This is a genomic window from Butyrivibrio hungatei DSM 14810 (assembly GCF_900143205.1).
Taxonomy (GTDB): domain Bacteria; phylum Bacillota; class Clostridia; order Lachnospirales; family Lachnospiraceae; genus Butyrivibrio; species Butyrivibrio hungatei.
The window spans coordinates 128,608-147,785 of record NZ_FRDH01000004.1; the positions used below are offsets into that span (position 1 = coordinate 128,608).

Sequence of the window (19,178 nt, forward strand, 5' to 3'; positions counted from 1 at the left end):
AAATGGGAAGCACAGCTAAAGGAATAATTGAAAGACCAAGAACTACATGCGCCCAGGGAGGAGCACTGGCAACTTTGGCATCTCTGCCTGAAGTAATAGGAATATCTCATGCTGCTGAAGGATGTTCAGGTAACCTTACGGGATCCATCGGAACCTGTTCAGGATACAACGGTGAAGGCTATTGCGGTGGAACTCAGACTCCTTCAAGCGCTGTAAGAGAAAAGAATGTTGTTTTTGGCGGAACAGACAGGTTGCGCCAGGAACTGAAATCTTCACAGGAGCTTTTGGAAGCAAAGCTATTTGTGGTAGTTACAGGATGTATGACTGAGATCATAGGCGATGATGTTCAAGCAGTAGTAGATGAATTTGAAGATGCAGCGACACCTGTAATTGCAGTTAATACGCCAAGCTTTGAAGGTGATGCATACTCAGGTTATGAAAGAGTTCTTACTGGAATTTTTAATAAATACATTCCACAGTCAGAGGAAAAGGATGAGAAGCTGGTTAATATATTTGGACTTGTCCCTAACTTCGATCCAAATTACAGAGGAGATCTTGAAGAGATCAAAAGACTTCTTGAAAGTCTGGGACTTAAAGTCAATACATTTTTTACACCGGACCAGACTTATCAAAATATTTTAGATGCTTCAAAGGCATCACTAAACATTCATTTTTCAAGAGTTTGGGGACTTGATTTTGAAAAGGGATTTGAACAAAAGCATGGGACACCTTTCTGGACAACAGATTTGCCAATCGGATCGGTTCAAACAGGAGCATTTCTAAGGGAACTGGCTCAGCACATCGAGATTGACGAGGAACTATTAGAAAGCGTCATAAAGAAAGAAGAGGAGCGTTATTATAACTATTTCATCAAGACTCTTGATCTGGTGATAAATGCACAGTTCTTTTACTATGCAGCCACAGTAACAAATTCAAATTACGCTATACCTCTTGCTAAGTTTTTAAAGAATGAGCTGGGATGGAAAGTAGATGATGTCTTTGTTACAGATCTTTTGACCAAGATAAAGGCAAAAAAGCTTGAAGATGCATTCCTTCAGGCTGGCACTCCTGGAGAGCTTATAAGAGAAACTGACACTAAGCAGATAGCATGGCAGTTAAATAAAAGGCATGCCCGTAATCAGGGACAGAGGTACTTTGATCAGCACGGACCACTATTCATTGTAGGAAGTTCGTTGGAAAAGTACGCGGCTCAGGATATAGGAGCCTTAACCTATGCTGTATCTTATCCTGTTGTAAATAGGGTTATAACTCAGCGTGGATATTCAGGCTACAACGGAGGCCTTAATTTACTGGCAGATCTGATCTCAGTTCCGGTTTCAGGAAGATAGGAGGAATTAAAATGAGTGAACTTGAAAATAAATACGCAGAAAAAGCCATTCCTCCTACCAGAGAGGAGAGACTTGAGACTACAGATACCTACCATGGCTGCAGCTGCGATCTTCTTGAATGTTCAAAAAGCTGCTGTCTTAAGGGAAAAGACAGGGACTTCTGGCAGGGAAGTTCTTCATGCCAAATGTTTTTGTCAGTTATGATGTCAGCACCAATAGAAAATACAGTGCTGATCATGCATGGACCAGTTGGATGCGGACATCAGCTCCATGTAACAACCTTTGGAACCAATGCAGGCAAGAATGTCAGAGGCCTTGCACCAAAACCTGTTAACTGGCTTTCTACCAACCTTTCAACTACAGAGATCGTAAATGGTGGTGAAAAGAAATTAAGAGAAGCTATAGAATATGCAGATAAGACCTTCAGACCGGAATTCATATTTGTCCTTTCCACCTGCGCACCAAATATTATCGGAGACGATGTTGAGAAGATAATCGAAGATGAAAGTAAGGTTGTATCAGCCCAGCTGACAGCCATTCATTGTCCGGGCTTTAGATCAAGGTATGTATCAAGTGCCTATGATGCTTTTTATCATTCTCTTATCCGTCACATACAGCTTGAGCCTATTGCCTTTAAGGATTTTGTTCCTCTAAATCCGGCTGATCCAAATGCTGCTTTTTTGGCAGCAGGCTACGAGTACAAAAAGAACTATACAGTAAATATCATGACTCTTGAGTCTATGGGAGCTCAGGATGAATCAGAGCTTTCCAGACTGTTAAATGCCCTTAATCTAAATGTAAATGTCCTTCCTGAGTATAGCAATGCCGACAAGATCAGGTTTGTTTCTGAATCAGCTCTTAATGTCAGTCTTTGCTGGATGCATGATGACTACTTTGTAAAGTACTTAAAGGATAAATACAATGTGCCATATTACATGGGAATGCCCCTTGGACTTAAAGCTACCAGAAAGTGGCTTGTGGATATCGGTGAGCATTTTGGACTCAAGAAAGAAGCAGAAAGACTTGCTGATTATGAAGAAAACCTTGTAAAAGAGGCAATTGCTCCCTTTAAAGAGAAGCTTAAAGGAAAGAGAGTAATGATCTCCGGAGGAAGTGTACGAAGTGCAATAGAAGCCTCTCTTATCCACGACGATCTTGGGATGGAGATAGTATCTGTCATAGGACTTTTGTATGATTCAAATGCGGAAGAAGCCTTTGAGGATTTAGCCAAGGAGCATCCGGATGTTCCGGTTATTGTCAGTGACCAGCCATATGAATTTGTAAATCAGGTAAAGACATATAAACCAGATATTGTGCTATGTCATGCCAATGGACTTTCAGAACCAGCCAAGCTTGGAGCAGTAACAGTTCCTGAGTTTGATGTTGGAGGAGCATATTTTGGATATAACGGTGTATTTCAGGTGGCAAGACAGCTTACCTTTGCACTTGAAAATGATTCTTACGTAAAAGAAGTTTCAAAACATGTGAAGTTTCCATATAAGCAATCGTGGTATGAAAAAGAACCATTTGCTTACATCAAAGGATGAGAATAGGAGGAGATAATGAAAAGATCAGTTAAAAATTTTTTGGCGCTGATACTGGGCATCAGCGTGGTTGTATCAGGATGTGGCCCGGCGGGAAAAGAGGCATCAGGTAGTGGTGATCCAAGTCAGCCACTAGGTGCTGTTTCCGGCACAGTTATAAATGAGGAAGGACTTATAGATTACTCTGCAATAAGTGAAGAGGAACTGACAGCTCTATATGAAAAAGAACCTGCCTACAACCAGACTATTACTGTCAATTATACAGGCTCCCTTTGCCCGGTAGCGCTTCCAGTAGCTAAATATCTTGGATTTGTTGAAGAGGAAGGAATCAAGTCTTTTGATTTTGTGCAGATTTCAGGAAGTGCTGCAAGAGATGGCCTTGCATCAGGCAATCTTACAGTTGCCATTGGCTTTTTGTCAGATTGGCTCTTGTATTATCAAAATGGAGAAGAGGTAGTGAGTACACTGGCACTTCATTCTGGATGTGCTTCAGCTGCAGCCCTTAAGGATTCAGATATAACAAAGTTTGAAAAAGGAATGAAGATTGGCGTATCTGGAGACATCGGAGGAGTTTTCCACAATATCGGACTTAGATTTATCAATCACGATGGTTTTTCTACTGATGATTTCACATGGGTTGCGCTTGAACCTGGAACACTTCTTGCAGCACTTCAGGAAGGACAGGTTGATGTCATCGTTGCAAGTGATGAGCTTATCTACAACTTTGTAGAGGATGGGTATGCCAAGGTCATCAGATCACAGGATTATGATCCGGATTTTGAAAATGAAGTATGCTGTTCTCTTGGCTTTAACAAGGATTTTGTAAAAAATAACCCTGTCACAGTTTACAAGATAACACGAGCTGTTTACAGGGCTTCAAAATGGCTTGAAGCAAGCGAAGAAAACAGGGAAAAGGCAGTTGATCTACTACTTGATAAACAGTACATTTCTACCACAAAGGAAATGGGAGTTGAACTGATCAACCTTCTTCATTATGGATTTGGAACTAAAGAACTTGTGGCAACAACTAAAGTTATCGGACAGGAATACAAGGACCTTGGTCTCCTTCCCGCTGATTTTGATCTGACTAACGCAGAAGAACAATTCCTTGTTAAGTATGATCTCACCAAAATAGCTCAGTAAAGGAGGAAAAGGTATGGCAGAAATAGTAAGCACTATAAATGCAGGTATCTCTCAAAAAGAGCTGAGGCTTTTGGAACAGAGGGATCTGACAACAACAGATAAGTTATTAAGAAGAGTGATAGTTTTTTTGCCAGCGCTTTTTGTCTTGATTCACTTAGCGGAGCACCTGTTTTTTCCATCAAACAGTAACTATAAACCGTCAGTAGCCTATGCTGGACTTATAACTCTTTTCCTTGTGGCTTTGATAATATGGATTGGCTTTTCATATTTTTCATATAGGGCTTTTGAGAAGCTTAGACATGACAGTGCGCTGTTTATTGCTATTGCGATTCTTTTGACAGCATATGACATAGCTACGCTAAAGACCGGTGCCCTGGCACTTCCATACTTTCCCTGGGTGGGAAAGGTATTGGATGCCATGATCGCTGATAAGAGCAAGCTTTGGGAGTGTGTTTACCATTCTTTCAAACTCCTTTTTACCGGATACTTTGCAGGAGTTGGGATTGGCCTTGTATGTGGGATTCTGGCAGGCTGGTCCTCTAAAGTTCAGTACTGGATACAACCAATAACGAGGGTTCTGGGCGCAATCCCAAGCACAACATATATGCCTATTGTAATGATGCTTGCATCATCTCTTTTTGGAGGAGCAGCATTTCTTATTGGTCTTGGCGTATGGTTTCCTGTAACGGTGTCTGCCATGAATGGTGTCCAAAACGTTCAAAAGCACTACTACGAAGCTGCTCAGACATTAGGAACCAACAGACTGGGGATATTGCTTAGAGTGGTAGTTCCAGCTTCCATGCCGACAATCTTCACAGGACTTACTCAGGGAATGAGCATTGCTTGCCTTACGCTCGTTGTAGCTGAGATGATGGGCGTAGAAGCAGGACTTGGCTGGTATATTAACTGGCAGAAGGGCTGGGGAGACTTCACCAAAATGTATGGCGCGATCATTCTCATCTGTCTCACATTCATTTTGGTCAATACTATTCTGGAACTTATCAGAAAAAGAGTACTTCGCTGGCAGAATGGAGGTATTTGATGGCAGTAGGTAATGTTGAAATCAAAGACGTAACAAAAATATTTAGAAGAAGCGATGAGCAGGAGACGCTTACTGCTTTGGATAATATAAACCTTACTATTGAGCCCGGGGAATTTGTTTCTATAGTTGGTGCAAGTGGCTGTGGTAAATCAACTCTCCTTAGGATAATTGCCGGTCTGGAGAAGCCAACTATAGGGGAAGTGACCTGTGATGGTGAGCAGGTCACAGGAACCAGCGTTAAAAGGGGACTGGTGTTCCAAAATCATGCGCTGTTTCCCTGGCTTACTGTTTGGGACAATGTCCTTTTTGGACTAAGATCAACGGGAAGAGTTAAGGAAAAAAAAGATCTTGCTGATCAGCTTCTTGGACAAGTGGGACTTGAGAAATTCAAAAAGTCATATCCAAATCAGCTATCTGGAGGTATGAGTCAGAGAGTTGCCCTTGCTAGAGCGCTTACAACTGAACCGGATGTACTTTTATTGGATGAGCCTTTGGGAGCACTTGATGCTTTTACCAGAATGAATATTCAGGATGCACTTATTGATCTGTGGAAGACCAGAGAAAAGACCATGATCCTCATAACTCATGACGTGGATGAAGCTATATATCTTTCACAGAGGGTGATCATTATGTCTCCAAGGCCGGGAAGGGTAGTTGAGACACTTAAGATAGAACTTCCATACCCAAGAAACAGAAGTGACTCTAATTTTACATATTACAGAAATCATATCTTGGAGAAATTGGATCTTGCTCAGAAAGGGGCAGATGTTGAGTATGTTATTTGATATTTGGAGGATGTTATGAAAAATAAAGTATTGGCTATCATTACCATTATATTTGGACTGTTGGCGGCTATAGGCCCCAAGACTATATTCCCTGTTTGCAAGGCAGGAGAGATGAAGATGAGATGCTTCTATACGGCAAGATGGGAACTTGTTGTAGGGGTAGCAGCAGTTATTACGGGAATCCTGCTGTTAATTATATCCAAAGAAATAATAAGGGCAGTACTATCGGGGGTTCAGATCATACTTGGGGTATTTATAGTACTGATCCCTACAGCGATAGTAGGTGTTTGTGGAAGTCCAATGATGCATTGTGTAACAGTTACCAGACCAGCGCTTATTGTGATCGGTACTCTTCATATTTTAGTAAGCAGCACAGCACTTATTGTATCTCTAAGAGAAAGCAGCGGTAAAAGAATAGGACTGAAGGTGGCTTAACTTGCGAATAATTGATATTGCAATCAGAAAGTTAATAAACGGAAAAACAGGAGGAGCTGCGGCTCTCATCTTCGCACTTATCTTATCTTTTACAGCTTTTTCAGGAAGGATTTTATCAGATAGTCTTTTTCTTGGGGCTAATAACCTTAAGGAAAGACTTGGAGCAGATATTGCGGTTGTTCCAAAGGGGGAGGAAGAAAGCTATCAAGGAATAATCTTAAGTGGTGAGCCAGTCGAGTGCTCTATTGAAAGAAGCCTTGAAAGTAAGTTGATTGCTATAGATGGAGTTGAGAAGGTAACTCCTGTTGTATATCTTGCCAGTCTAAATGCATCCTGCTGTTCTGTTCCAATACAGATAATAGGCTATGATCCTGAAACAGATTTTGTCACGACTCCCTGGATATCAGAGGGGTACGTAAAAGACAATAAGGATGGGAGCCTTATAATCGGCTATAACATAGCAGCTGATTCAGAAGATACGTTGACATTTTTTGGAAGAAGCTATGAGATCAGAGCGAGACTAAATAAAACTGGTACCGGAATGGATAAGTCAGTATATGTAACTTTTGATGTTATGGAACAGCTTATAAAAGATGCCAGAGAAAAAGGAGTAAGCTTCGGAGAAAAAGATGATATTACTGAAACTGACAGGATAACAGACAGCTACGTTTCTGCGTTTCTTATAAGGGTTAAGGAAGGCTACAGCCCCGACCAGGTAACTGGAACAATATTAAGAGATATTCCAGCCGGAGTTGTTCAGAGCAAGAATGTATTTTCATCTGTAACCGAGGGGATTGGAGTGATCTCAGATTTTATCAGAAATATCACTATTGCAGTTCTTTTTATAGTGAGCTTTGTTACAGCGCTGCTCCACATTTACAGAGTAGAAAACAGGCGCAAGGAATGGGCTGTTTATAGGATGATGGGAGCATCTGGAAACTGGATATTGGAACTCATATTTACAGAAACAGTTCTTCTGTCTATAGTAGGCGCAGTTGCAGGAGTTGGACTAGGAGCGCTAGTTGTTTTTCCATTTAGCGAACTGATCTCAGAGCAGCTAAAACTTCCATATTTAAGACCTGATTTACTTGAGATCATAAAAGGGGTACTTTTCAGTATAGGCTTAACAGCTTTTAGCAGCATCATACCTGGTATCATAGCTGGTGAAGTTGCCGCTGGAACTGAATGTTATGTACTAATGCGGGAAGGTGAAAGTTAAATGTCCATAGTAGCTGAAAATATCGTAAAAGAATATAAGAGAAGAGGAAAGTCCTTTATAGCTGTGGACAATGCCAGTTTCACAGTCCCTAAAGGTAGGATTGTAGCTGTAACAGGGCGTTCAGGCAGTGGTAAGAGTACGCTTTTAAATATTCTGGCAGGTATGATCGAACCGGAGAAGGGAAGCGTTAATGTAGATGATATCAATATCTTTGGAGTTAAGGCTTCAAAACGCGATAAGCTAAGGGCTGGCAAGATAGGAATCATTCCTCAGAACCAAAGTCTTATAAGTGGCCTGACTATCTATGACAACATAAGACTTCAGTCAATTTTTTTATCTCAAAGGCCCTTTTTACCTAATAGCTCTTTTTCTGGAATGGTATCTGTTCTTGGTATTGATGATCTTCTTTCCATGTATCCTGCTAATCTTTCCGGGGGCGAAATGAAGAGAGTGGCCATAGCAAGGACACTTACTGGTAACTTTGATTATATCTTTGCTGATGAACCAACAGGCGAACTGGACAAACTAAACTCTGAAAAAGTAATGGCCCTGTTTCGAAAAGAAGCATCAGCTGGCAAAGGCGTTCTGGTCATAACCCATGATGACCTTGTATCCCAAAGTGCCGACATTATTTATACAATGGAAGATGGAAGGCTTAAGAGGAAAAAGTAGAAAAGTCTTTACGAATAGCTGTAATATGGTATTATGTGTAAAAATACTTTTTTGCGTTAAAGAGGTAATGCACATGACTATATTACAGCTTAAGTACGTTATTGCCATAGATGAGGAATGCTCTATGAGGAAGGCAGCGGATAGACTCTATGTTTCGCAGCCTGGACTTTCAAGTGCAGTCAGAGATCTTGAGAATGAGATCGGGATCCAGATCTTTGAGAGAGTACATAATGGAGTTGTGACTACACCAGCTGGTTCCAGCTTTATTGCTTATGCCAGACATGCGGTAGAGCAGTTTGAGAAGGTTGAAGAAAAGTACTTGAATTCAAGAACTGAGAAGCCTACATTTTCTGTGTCCATGCAACATTACACTGTTGCTGTTAATGCCTTTATTGATACTGTCAAGGAATATGATCTTGAGGAGTATCAGTATTTTATCAGAGAGACTCAGACTAGCGAAGTTATTGAGGATGTTAAGACCATGAGAAGTGAAGTTGGTGTCATCGCCCTTTCTGACTTTAATAAGAATACATTTAAGAAGGTCTTTGTTGATGCATCACTTGAGTTCCATGAGCTCTTTACCCGTGACACTTACGTATATATGAGAAAAGATCATCCATTGGCCGGACAGGATGAGATTTCCCTTGAAGAACTCAAGGACTACCCTTGCATGGTCTTTGATCAGGGAGACAATAACTCTTTTTACTACAGAGAAGAAGCCCTTGCTACCTATGATTACAAGAAGGTCATCAGCACCAACGAAAGAGCTACATCTATTGAGCTTATGCTGGGACTTAATGGCTATGCAGTCGGCGCAGCCATGCTGGGAGAGAGCCTTAACGAATCTGAGCTTACAGCCATCAAGCTAAAAGAGGATGAGACCCTTACCTTTGGCTATATCACCAGAAAGGGCAGCGAACTTTCTGAAATGGGACAGGCATTCGTTGAAAAGCTTGAAAAACACAAGGAAGACTGAACTGAGATCTACAAGATGATGGTGAAGTAATCACTGCTTATAGAGCTTCCTGTATTCTCTTGGCGAATAACCAGTGATGTCATGGAAGACCTTGTTAAACGCTGTAGTTGACTGAAAACCTGCCTGAAATGCGCACTCTGTGATTGATATGCTCTCATCAAGAAGAAGTGATGCCGCGCTCCTGACACGTATATTTGCCAGGTATGCTGGAAAAGACATGTTCATATGCTGTTTAAAGAGCTTTGAAAAATAGTAGGTGCTAAGTCCGATCTCTTTTGCTACCTCTGACTGAGTTATGTTATCAGAGGAGTTTTCCATGATATAGTTGCAGGCAGCATGAATATATTTCCAGCTTCTCTTGCGGGAAACAAGATCATCAGATGTTTCTTTCTTGGCTTCGGCAAGGACATGGTTACCGATCTTTAATAAAATATCATAGATACACAGCTTACACTGAGTCTCGGAAAGAGGATCAGAAAGTTCGTGTATCTTTTTTATTTCCAGAATTTTTTGGGTTATGTATTTTGCAAGTTCAGGTTCCTTTGAGGCTGAAATGTAATGGCAGTCGTATAGGAATCTGGAAATTGAGACAAGATCCAGGCTGTTCTCAATAATTGCAGATGAGAACTGGACGAAAAGAGCTGCATTATCAGGAATAGACACTGTCTCATGGATCTGATGAGGCCAGATCAAAAGCACATCCCCTTTTTTTAATTCATAGAAGGTATCACTTACACGATACCTGCAGCCGTCTTTGAGTATGATAGTAAACTCGGCAGCGTTATGCCAGTGAGGTGGATATGTCACGGGGCATCCGTTTTTGACTACATATATATTTGAAGGTGTATTAAATTGTATTTTTTCTTTTCTTGCGTTTCCCATGGAATAATAATAACAAAAAATGGGCAAAAATTGGCAAAAAATATATATCAATTTAAAAAGATGCGGGACTAGAATGATACTACAAATGTAGGTAGTTTCAGCATTTTATGTGGAGTGGGATTATTATGAAAAGAAAAGAGATCGATTTTACACAGGGAAGTCCATTAAAGCTTATACTTTCCTTCTACTGGCCACTGCTTCTTACCAGTATGCTTCAGCAGTTTTACAACTTTGCAGATACCTGGATAGTTGGCAAAGGCCTTGGAGACAATGCCCTTGCTGCTGTAGGTAACATGGGATCATTGTTTTTTCTGATAGTTGGTTTTTCCTTTGGACTTGCCAATGGATTTGCAGTACTTGTAGCTCAGAGCTATGGAGCAAAAGACATTGAGACTTTAAAACACAGATTTGCAGGAGTAATAGAACTTGGCGTTGTTTTGGCAGTGATCTTGTCTGTAAGTAGTGTCGCATTTTTGCCCTATGCATTAAGACTTTTAAGGACAGATGAGCTTATCATTGCTGATAGCTTAAAGTATGGATATATCGTCTTTGGCGGGCTTTCGGCCGGTATATGCTACAATATTTCTGGGGCTATATTAAGGGCTTTGGGAGACAGCAGAACACCTCTTAAGGCTATTATCATTTCTTCAATCTTAAATCTTTCCCTGGATAGCCTGTTTATCTTTAAGCTTCACATGGGCGTTGAGGGAGCAGCCATTGCAACACTGTGCTCTCAGGTTATTTCATCCATCATATGTATTAATAGCCTCAGAAAGATGGAAGTTCTTATATTACAAAAAGAGTATTTCATAAATGAAAAGAGAATTTTTTTGGACCTGCTTAAAAATGGTCTTCCTATGGCACTTATGAACTCCATCACAGCTATAGGATGCATGGTGGTCCAGTACTTTGTAAATGGATTTGGAGTTGTATACACAGCGGCTTATGCAGCTTGCAGCAAGTATCTGAATCTTTTCATGAATCCTGCAACAACAGCGGGAAATGCCATGAGTGCCTATACCAGCCAGAACTATGGTGCCGGCAGATATGACAGGATAAAACAGGGCTTTAAGGTATGCCTTGGAATCGCACTTACAGCCTACGTGCTCCTTGGCTCTGTTATGGTATTTATTCCAGATAAGCTTGCTGCGATCCTTTTATCAGGTGAAGAGCAGATAGGACTTGTGTGCCTGTTCCTTCCAAGATGCGGAATTATGATGATCTTTTTAAATATACTATTTGTAGTCAGAAGTGCCGTTCAAGGTATGGGTAAGCCAATGCTTCCTATGCTTTCAGGTATTTTAGAGATGATCCTTAGGACCTTTGTTATTTCTTTCTTCATAGGAAGGATAGGATTCAAGGCTACAGCTTATACAGAGATAAGCGCTTGGCTCGGGGCTCTTTTTGTGAATGGGTATGCACTTTACATCTCACTTATGCCACTTCTTAGACAGAGCAAAGAAGAAAGAAAAAATGAGAGGGTTATATTAAATAGTCATGCATAACATAGTAGCAAATTAAAGAGGATTGCTCCACAGATGCAGTTCTGTGACAAAGTAATAGATTCAATAGAAAAAGCTAAGAAAGAGGTATGAAATGGGACATTTTAATAATTTTAAGACTACAGTGTATTGCGTAGCTCAGATCTTAGAGAGAATGGATCTTGAAACGCTTAAAAAGCAGTATAACTTCATTGAGAAGTATGTTGGTCTTGATAAGGTCTATCTTGAGCCATACAGAGAAGGCCACTGGGTAGATAAGGACAAGATGAAGAGCTTTATTGAGTTCTTTAAAGAGAGAAATGTTGAGGTTGCAGGCGGATTTACAACAGTTGTGCCTGACCTTGATAAGGAAGATGAAAAGAGACAGAGACTTTTTGGTACCTTCTGTTACACAAATTCAAAGATGAGGGAATACATTCAGAAGGTTTCTGAGTACTGTGCAGAGCAGTTTGATGAAGTTATTCTTGATGATTTTTATTTTACAAACTGTACCTGTGAGGATTGTCTCAAGGCTAAGGGAGATAAGTCCTGGGTAGAGTTTAGAAAAGAACTTATGAAGGATGTTTCTGAGAATCTTGTAGTAGGACCAGCTAAAAAGGTTAATCCTAATGTCAAGATGATCATCAAGTTCCCTAACTGGCGTGAATCTTACCATGCAACGGGCTATAGACCTGACGTTGAAAAAAACATTTTTGACATGGTCTACACAGGAACTGAGACAAGAGCCAGCGCCTACCAGGATCAGCACCTTCCAACATATCTTAGTTACAGCCTTGTTAGATGGATGGATGATGCCAGCGGCGGCAGAAATCATGGCACTTGGTTTGATACTTATCAGTGCTGGCCAGTTGATGACTATCTTGAGCAGGGCTATCTTTCAGCCTTTTCCAAGCCTGAAGAGATAACTCTTTTCCAGTGGACAGATCTTTTTGAAAATAAGCTTGTAACACCTCTGGGACTACAGTTTAAGAGAATCGACAAGATGCTTGATAGAACTGGCAAACCAGTGGGAATCCCAGCTTACATTCCATATGCATCACAGGGTGAAAATCACGTAGAAGATTTCCTTGGAATGCAGGGCTTTGCTCTTTATCCAACACCTCTTTTCCCAGACAGCGGAAGTGTCCTTGTGACAGAGAGTTCCCTTTGCGATGAAAAGATATTTGAAAAGCTTAAAGATTATCTTATTAAGGGTGGTAAGGTCTTTGTAACACCAGGCTTTATGGCAAAGGCCCCAGAAAAGGAGTGGAAGGATCTTAGTAGCGCCTACCTTACAGGCAGAAAGCTTTCAGTTACAAGATATTACAAGACTGACGATCCAGCTGGATACCTTGAAAATGTTGAGCCGGTTCTTTTTGCAGATATTCAGCATTCTAACAATATGTCATGGTCACTTCTAAATGGCGGAGCAGGGGAGTATCACACATCTCTTTTCCTTAAGGATGGCTATGGCAAGGGACAGATGTATCTTGTGAATATTCCTGAGAATCCATCAGACCTGTCTAGAGTGCCAGTGTGGGCGTTTGATGCCATTAAGCCAGTGTTTAACTATGGCGGTGTATATGTATCAGCACCAAATGTGTCTGTTTTCCACTATGATAATGATATGGTCATCCTCTATGCTCATGTTACAGGACAGGCTCATCCAGTCCATGCTACGATCCATGTACAGAGTGAGAATGCCAAGATTACTCAGTATTTTGATGGTTGGTATCCATTTAAAGAAAAAGAGCTTGAGCTTCAAAAGAGAGAATTTGGCTATGATTTACAGAAAAACACTGAGCTTGTGGCTGATGTTATTCTTAACCCAGGTGAATTCTACGAATTTAAAATACAAAAATAATTAACAATTAAGCTCTCCTATGTGTGTATAATGTAAAACATATATACAGAGGAGAGCATTATTATGAATAAAAAGACTATCTTACCTATCATGCTGGCAGCAGCTCTTTTAACAGGATGTGCTACTAAGGCAGAGCCTATTGATAAGGAGTTTACAAATGCGGACAGCAGCACAGAAGCTTCTACTGAGGCGGCTTTAGCAGTAGCAACTGCTGATTCAAGTGACCCAATAGATATCACTTGTCAGGAAGATATAAATAAGTACATTGAAGTTGAGACTATAGCACCTATATATGAGACTAGAAAGAGTACAGAGACTGCTACAAACTTCGAAGGACAGTGGCAGCAGACAAACAATCACTCATCAATTGGCGGAGATATCACTATCAGTGATCAGGACAAGGAGAAGTTTAGTTTTACTGGTGATTTCTGGTATTTTTCTCATACAGGAGATGCAGAGGGAGTAGCGTACTTTGTTTCTGACAATACAGCTATCTTTAAGGATGAAGAATATGACGGATATATCTTTTTCCATATGAATGATGGCGAAATGTTTGTTGGATGCGCCGGAACAGCTGGTATGATGGGAATGGCTGTATCACCAAATGGTGAATACACAACTGGCGAAGTGGTACATACCAATGAAGGCATCATGGAAGAGACATATACAGATAATGAGCTTAAGCTTATTAAGGAACTTATTTCTGAGGATGAGTACAAAGATGTCTTTGAATTTAGCACAGATGAAGGCGTTGTAAGTCTCTATGATGACAAAGCCCTTGGAGATGGAGCCAAGTGCAAATATGTAGATTCCTTTGTGCCAACCATGGGCGGACTTGGATATGAGCTTGTCCTTGTAGAAGATGGACGCGCATATATTCTTTTGCACAATTATTCAGAGGATATTTTTTATACTAATGATACAAACTGGACAAGTCAGGAACTTCCTGAAGTAAGTCTTGAATAAAAATATTTTATATTAATGAAGGAGCGGATTATGAAAATAGTAGTAGCAGATACCGATAGCGTAGGATCAGATATGGACTACACCCTCTTTGATGAACTGGGTGAGTGCACATATTATGGCGACAAGATAACAGATGACAATGCAGCTGAGAGACTTAAGGACGCCAAGGTCCTTATGATCAACAAGAGTGCCATCACTGACAAAATATTAGATGATGCACCAGACCTTGAGCTTATTTGCGAGTTCGCAACAGGCTTTGATAATGCAAACATAGAAGCTTGCAACAGACATGGCGTTAAGGTTGCAAATGTGGTCAACTATTCAACTATGTCAGTAGCACAGCATACCTTTGCACTTCTTTTTTACCTTATGGAGAACTGCAAGTATTATGATGAGTTTGTTAAGAGTGGCCAATACGCTAATCAGCCACATTTCTGTTGCCTTGATATTCCATTTAATGAGCTTGATGGCAAGACCTATGGAATTGTTGGAATGGGTAATATAGGTAGAAAGGTTGCAGAGATCGCGACTGCTTTTGGGGCAAAGGTTATTTTCTATTCTGCTTCAGGAAAGAGTACCTGCACAGATTACGAGAGAGTAGAGTTTGACGAGCTTCTTAGTCGTTCTGATGTGGTATCTCTTCACTGCCCACTTAGTGATAGAACTAGAAACCTCTTTAATAAAGAGGCTTTTGACAAGATGAAGAAAAATGCGATCCTTATTAATGTAGCAAGAGGAGCTGTAGTCAGCGAGCAGGATCTCTATGATGCACTTGTAGAAGGCAAGATCGCGGCAGCAGGCCTCGATGTACTTAACCCGGAGCCTATGGCTAAGGATTCACCACTTCTTAAGATTCAGGATAGTGGCAAGCTCTTTGTAACACCTCATATGGCATGGGCTAGTACAGAAGCTAGAAAAAGATGCCTCGAAGAAGTAAAAAAGAATGTACAGGCATGGCAGAAGGGCGAACCAAGGAATATAGTAAATTAATATAAGATTCGGCGACTTGGAAAACTAAGTCGCCGATTTTTTTATAATTTATTTCGTTAGATGAGGATTTGTTGATTGTCAGTATTTTCCTGGGAGGAAGGCGAGCGCTTTGACGTTATCTTGGAAATTATGGGAACGCCTTGAAGTTAACATAAAATTTTTTTAAAAAAAATTGAAAAAAGTACTTGCATTATTTTTGTCTTTGAGATAATATAAACAAGTCGCCGCGATACGGCGGTCGACAAAAGCTAGTAAGCCTCGTTGGTCAAGCGGTTAAGACGCTGCCCTCTCACGGCAGAATCAGCGGTTCGATTCCGCTACGAGGTATTTCGACTGCAATAGCAGCCCAACCCGAGATCTCAACTATCTGATAGTTGAGATTATTTTTTTATCAAATGCTCTAATTATATATTCTAAGTAGTTAGCACGGAAAGTGCATCTTTAGATTAGTTGTGGATATTCATCCAAAATATTTCCTTTATTTTTTATTTGATGGTTGATAATGGAAATTCAAAGGCTTATGCGTATTGGCAAGCTATGACAAAAACATGCTGAAATATGATTTTTATATTCATTTAGTAGAAGGAGTGTAAGCATATAGATTTATGAATGATGATCATTTTGTTGAGAAAAAGGCTGAGATAGAAAAGACAATAGAATTATTAAAGGAGGAGTTATCTCAGGCTCCATCTGGAACAATAGTCGCTCTGAATAAAAATGGACACTACAGATGGTACCACCAAAAGAAGAATAAAAAGGGAGGCTTTGAGAGAAAGTACCTTAATAAGAAAGATGAGGAACTTGCGCGGAAGCTTGCTAAGAAGGCTTATGCTAAAGCTCTTTTACGAGATAAAGAAAATGAGCTTTCTTGCATTAAAGCATATCTTAAGAAGCGAAAATGCACTGATTATAGGGCTTTGATCGAAGGGAATTCGCCGTATCGCTCTCTTATTCTTTGTGATGACTGGGGTAGTGAATCTTATGAATCTAGTCATTCTCATCCGGAAAATTTGATAGTTAAGGCTCCTAAGGGCCAATATGTGAGGTCTAAATCGGAGGCACTAATAGCCAATGAACTTTTTGAACAAGGAATTTCTTATAGATATGAATGCTTGCTAGACATTGACGGAATCGCATTTTATCCTGATTTTACTATTAGAAAGGATGCTACAGGCGAAATTTTTATTTGGGAACATTTTGGATTGGTTGATGATGCGGCTTATTTTGACAATATGATGCGCAAGATATCTCTTTATATGAAAAATGGGTATATTCCGGGCGTGAACCTTATCATGACTTTTGAAACAAAGCGCCATCCTTTAACAATTGATGATGTTAGGAAGGTGATAACGCTATATCTGAAAGAATAGGTTATTTTGTATTACTGTGGGATTGCTGAAGTATTCTGCGGTATTGCTGAAGTATTACTGCGGGATTGCTGAAGTCCTTTGAGATGGTATCAAAATAGCTAGAATAAGTGCAATGGTATTACGGGCGTTTTGCGTAGTGATACTAAAAATGCAAGATAAACCTTAATGGTATTACAAGAACTATACGTAGTAATACTAAAAAGGCAAGAAAAGAGTGAATGGTATCCCTTGAATCCGTGCAAGTGATACCAAAATAGCTAGAATAAGTGCAATGGTATTACGAGAGCTCTGCGTAGTGATACCAAAAATGTAAGATAAACCTTAATGGTATTACAAGAGCTATACGTAGTAATACTAAAAAGGCAAGAAAAGAGTGAATGGTATCCCTTGAATCCGTGCAAGTGATACCAAAAGAACTAGCTAAAGCATAATGGTATTACAAGAATTTTAAGCGATGATACTAAAACAACTGAAAAAAGAAAAATGGTATTACTGAAGTTTGATACAGTGGTACTAAAATAGGAATATATAAGAATATGGTATCACTTGCTTTTGCATCAAGCATACCAAAACATGCAAAAAACAAGCTAATAGTATTACCTGAGAAAAAATACAGTGATGACAAATGAATCTCAAGGTGATAAAATAGTAGCCCTTGACGAAAATGCGTTATTGTGGTATTGTCGATATGGTAAATGTTAAGTGGGCTTGAAGAAAGCCCACTTTCTTTATGTATTTAGATAAGATTTATGTATTCATATGTAAATCATGTTTCAGATTATGAATATATGAATCGAAGGATGAGGTTTAATTCATGAAGAAAAATGAAATCGAGAAGAAAACCGAGGAACTGTTAGTTCCAATAGCCGAGGCTAACGGCGTCACGATCTATGACGTTGAATATGTCAAAGAGGCTGGTGAATGGTATCTTCGTGCCTACATTGACAGAGAAGGCGGAGTGGATATCAACAAGTGCGTTGATGTAAGTCATGCTTTATCTGATGCATTAGATGCAGATGACTTTATTGAAGATGCTTATACTCTTGAGGTTTCAAGTCCAGGACTTGGAAGACAGCTCAAGAAGGACAGACATTTTGCAAACAGTATCGGACAGGATGTAGAGTTCAAGCTCTTCAAGGCCAGAGATGGTGTCAAGGAGTTTGCTGGTACGCTTAAGAGTTTTGACAGCGATAGCGTAACCGTAACTATAAATGACAAAGATGAAAACTTTTTAAGAAAAGAGATATCAGTGATTAAGCTTGCTTTGGATTTTTGATCCAAGCGTAAAAAAGGAGATTACGATGAGTAAAGAATTAATGGATGCCCTTGATCTTTTAGAAAAGGAGAAGAACATCAGCAAGGATTCTCTGTTTGATGCAATCGAGAATTCACTTATCACAGCTTGCAAGAACAACTTTGGCAGAGCTGAAAATATCAGAGTAGAAGTTGACAGAAACAACTGTGACTTTAAGTGCTATGCAGACAAGACTGTAGTTGAGACTGCTGATGATGTTATGGATCCTCAGATTGAGATCTCACTTGATGATGCCAAGAAGATCACCAAGAAGGCAAAGGTTGATGATGTTGTAGCAGTTCCTCTTAATTCTAAGGAGTTTGGACGTATCGCTACACAGAATGCCAAGAACGTTATCCTTCAGAAGATCCGTGAGGAAGAGCGTGGTGCTATCTACAATGAGTATTTTGAGAAAGAGCATGACATCGTTACTGGTGTTGTTCAGAGATTCATTGGCAAGAATGTTAGCATCAACCTTGGAAGAGCAGATGCTATCCTCAATGAGAATGAGCAGGTAAAGGGAGAGGTTTACAGACCTACATCTCGTATCAGAGTATATGTCCTTGAAGTTAAGAATGGTTCAAAGGGACCAAGAATTCTTGTTTCAAGAACTCACCCAGATCTTGTAAAGAGACTCTTTGAGCAGGAAGTTGCTGAGATCCAGGACGGAACAGTTGAGATTAAATCAATCGCTAGAGAGGCTGGAAGCCGTACTAAGATTGCAGTTTATTCTAACAACCCTAACGTAGATGCAGTTGGTGCATGCGTAGGTGTTAACGGAGCAAGAGTAAATCTTATCGTTGATGAACTCGGCGGTGAGAAGATCGACGTTATCAACTGGGATGAGAACCCTGGTAACCTTATTCAGAATGCTCTTTCACCTGCCAAGATCGTTGCAGTATTTGCTGATCCTGACGAGAAGAGCGCTAAGGTAGTAGTTCCTGACTATCAGCTTTCACTTGCTATCGGTAAGGAAGGTCAGAATGCTAGACTTGCTGCAAGACTTACAGGTTACAAGATCGATATCAAGAGTGAGACACAGGCTAAGGATGCTCCAGGATTCCGTATGGAAGACTATCTTGATGATGAAGATTACGATGAGTACGAAGAGGGCGAGTATGAAGAAGGCGATGTAGAGTCTTCTGATGCTGAAGTTGAGGAATAAT

At 40.2% G+C, this 19,178-nt stretch carries 17 protein-coding genes and 1 tRNA gene; 17 read left to right on the top strand and 1 reads right to left on the bottom strand.

Going from position 1 to position 19,178, the window contains the following annotated elements; genetic code table 11:
• Positions 1-2 precede the first annotated feature (2 nt).
• The 9 genes from BUA02_RS04620 to BUA02_RS04660 all read left to right on the top strand — a co-directional run bounded on the left by BUA02_RS04620 (position 3) and on the right by BUA02_RS04660 (position 9,165).
• Positions 3-1,349: a nitrogenase component 1 gene (locus BUA02_RS04620; RefSeq protein ID WP_072701444.1), complete on the top strand. Its 1,347-nt coding sequence runs from the start codon at positions 3-5 to the stop codon at positions 1,347-1,349.
• 11 nt (positions 1,350-1,360) lie between these two features.
• Positions 1,361-2,896 carry a nitrogenase component 1 gene (locus tag BUA02_RS04625; protein ID WP_072701447.1) on the top strand — a complete coding sequence of 512 codons (1,536 nt, stop codon included), beginning with the start codon at positions 1,361-1,363 and terminating at the stop codon, positions 2,894-2,896.
• A gap of 15 nt (positions 2,897-2,911) precedes the next feature.
• Positions 2,912-4,036: an ABC transporter substrate-binding protein gene (locus BUA02_RS04630; protein ID WP_072701449.1), complete on the top strand. Its 1,125-nt coding sequence runs from the start codon at positions 2,912-2,914 to the stop codon at positions 4,034-4,036.
• A 13-nt stretch (positions 4,037-4,049) separates the two neighbouring features.
• Positions 4,050-5,078, top strand: coding sequence for an ABC transporter permease (locus tag BUA02_RS04635; RefSeq protein ID WP_072701451.1), 1,029 nt, complete (start codon positions 4,050-4,052; stop codon positions 5,076-5,078).
• The gene (locus tag BUA02_RS04640) at positions 5,078-5,863 is read left to right on the top strand and encodes an ABC transporter ATP-binding protein (RefSeq protein ID WP_072701453.1); all 786 of its coding nucleotides are present in this window, start codon (positions 5,078-5,080) and stop codon (positions 5,861-5,863) included. The genes BUA02_RS04635 and BUA02_RS04640 overlap by 1 nt, the downstream gene beginning before the upstream one ends.
• Positions 5,864-5,878: 15 nt before the next feature.
• Positions 5,879-6,298, top strand: a complete 420-nt coding sequence (locus tag BUA02_RS04645; protein WP_072701455.1) for a DUF4418 family protein — start codon at positions 5,879-5,881, stop codon at positions 6,296-6,298.
• A 1-nt stretch (position 6,299) separates the two neighbouring features.
• Positions 6,300-7,517, top strand: a complete 1,218-nt coding sequence (locus BUA02_RS04650; RefSeq protein WP_072701457.1) for an ABC transporter permease — start codon at positions 6,300-6,302, stop codon at positions 7,515-7,517.
• The gene (locus BUA02_RS04655) at positions 7,518-8,189 is read left to right on the top strand and encodes an ATP-binding cassette domain-containing protein (protein WP_072701459.1); all 672 of its coding nucleotides are present in this window, start codon (positions 7,518-7,520) and stop codon (positions 8,187-8,189) included.
• 73 nt (positions 8,190-8,262) lie between these two features.
• On the top strand, positions 8,263-9,165 hold the full coding sequence (locus BUA02_RS04660) for a LysR family transcriptional regulator (RefSeq protein ID WP_072701461.1): 903 nt from the start codon (positions 8,263-8,265) through the stop codon (positions 9,163-9,165).
• Positions 9,166-9,195: 30 nt separating this feature from the next.
• Here BUA02_RS04660 and BUA02_RS04665 read toward each other — a convergent pair whose 3' ends face one another.
• Entirely contained in the window at positions 9,196-9,972 is a 777-nt protein-coding gene (locus BUA02_RS04665; RefSeq protein ID WP_072701463.1) for an AraC family transcriptional regulator, read from the bottom strand.
• Between the two features lie 200 nt (positions 9,973-10,172).
• On the opposite strand from BUA02_RS04665, the gene BUA02_RS04670 reads away from it, so the two are divergent.
• From BUA02_RS04670 to nusA, 8 genes are all read left to right on the top strand, one after another.
• Entirely contained in the window at positions 10,173-11,552 is a 1,380-nt protein-coding gene (locus tag BUA02_RS04670) for an MATE family efflux transporter (protein WP_242946475.1), read from the top strand.
• A 91-nt stretch (positions 11,553-11,643) separates the two neighbouring features.
• Entirely contained in the window at positions 11,644-13,392 is a 1,749-nt protein-coding gene (locus tag BUA02_RS04675) for a hypothetical protein (RefSeq protein WP_072701467.1), read from the top strand.
• A 63-nt stretch (positions 13,393-13,455) separates the two neighbouring features.
• Positions 13,456-14,358, top strand: a complete 903-nt coding sequence (locus BUA02_RS04680) for a hypothetical protein (protein WP_072701469.1) — start codon at positions 13,456-13,458, stop codon at positions 14,356-14,358.
• A gap of 30 nt (positions 14,359-14,388) precedes the next feature.
• On the top strand, positions 14,389-15,348 hold the full coding sequence (locus BUA02_RS04685) for a D-2-hydroxyacid dehydrogenase (RefSeq protein ID WP_083572657.1): 960 nt from the start codon (positions 14,389-14,391) through the stop codon (positions 15,346-15,348).
• A 255-nt stretch (positions 15,349-15,603) separates the two neighbouring features.
• Positions 15,604-15,675 (top strand) — tRNA-Glu (locus BUA02_RS04690).
• 278 nt (positions 15,676-15,953) lie between these two features.
• Entirely contained in the window at positions 15,954-16,718 is a 765-nt protein-coding gene (locus tag BUA02_RS04695; protein WP_072701471.1) for a hypothetical protein, read from the top strand.
• An 814-nt stretch (positions 16,719-17,532) separates the two neighbouring features.
• On the top strand, positions 17,533-17,994 hold the full coding sequence (locus tag BUA02_RS04700; protein WP_072701473.1) for a ribosome maturation factor RimP: 462 nt from the start codon (positions 17,533-17,535) through the stop codon (positions 17,992-17,994).
• A 25-nt stretch (positions 17,995-18,019) separates the two neighbouring features.
• Positions 18,020-19,177, top strand: coding sequence for a transcription termination factor NusA (gene nusA, locus BUA02_RS04705; protein ID WP_071175636.1), 1,158 nt, complete (start codon positions 18,020-18,022; stop codon positions 19,175-19,177).
• The last annotated feature ends 1 nt before the right edge of the window (position 19,178 follow it).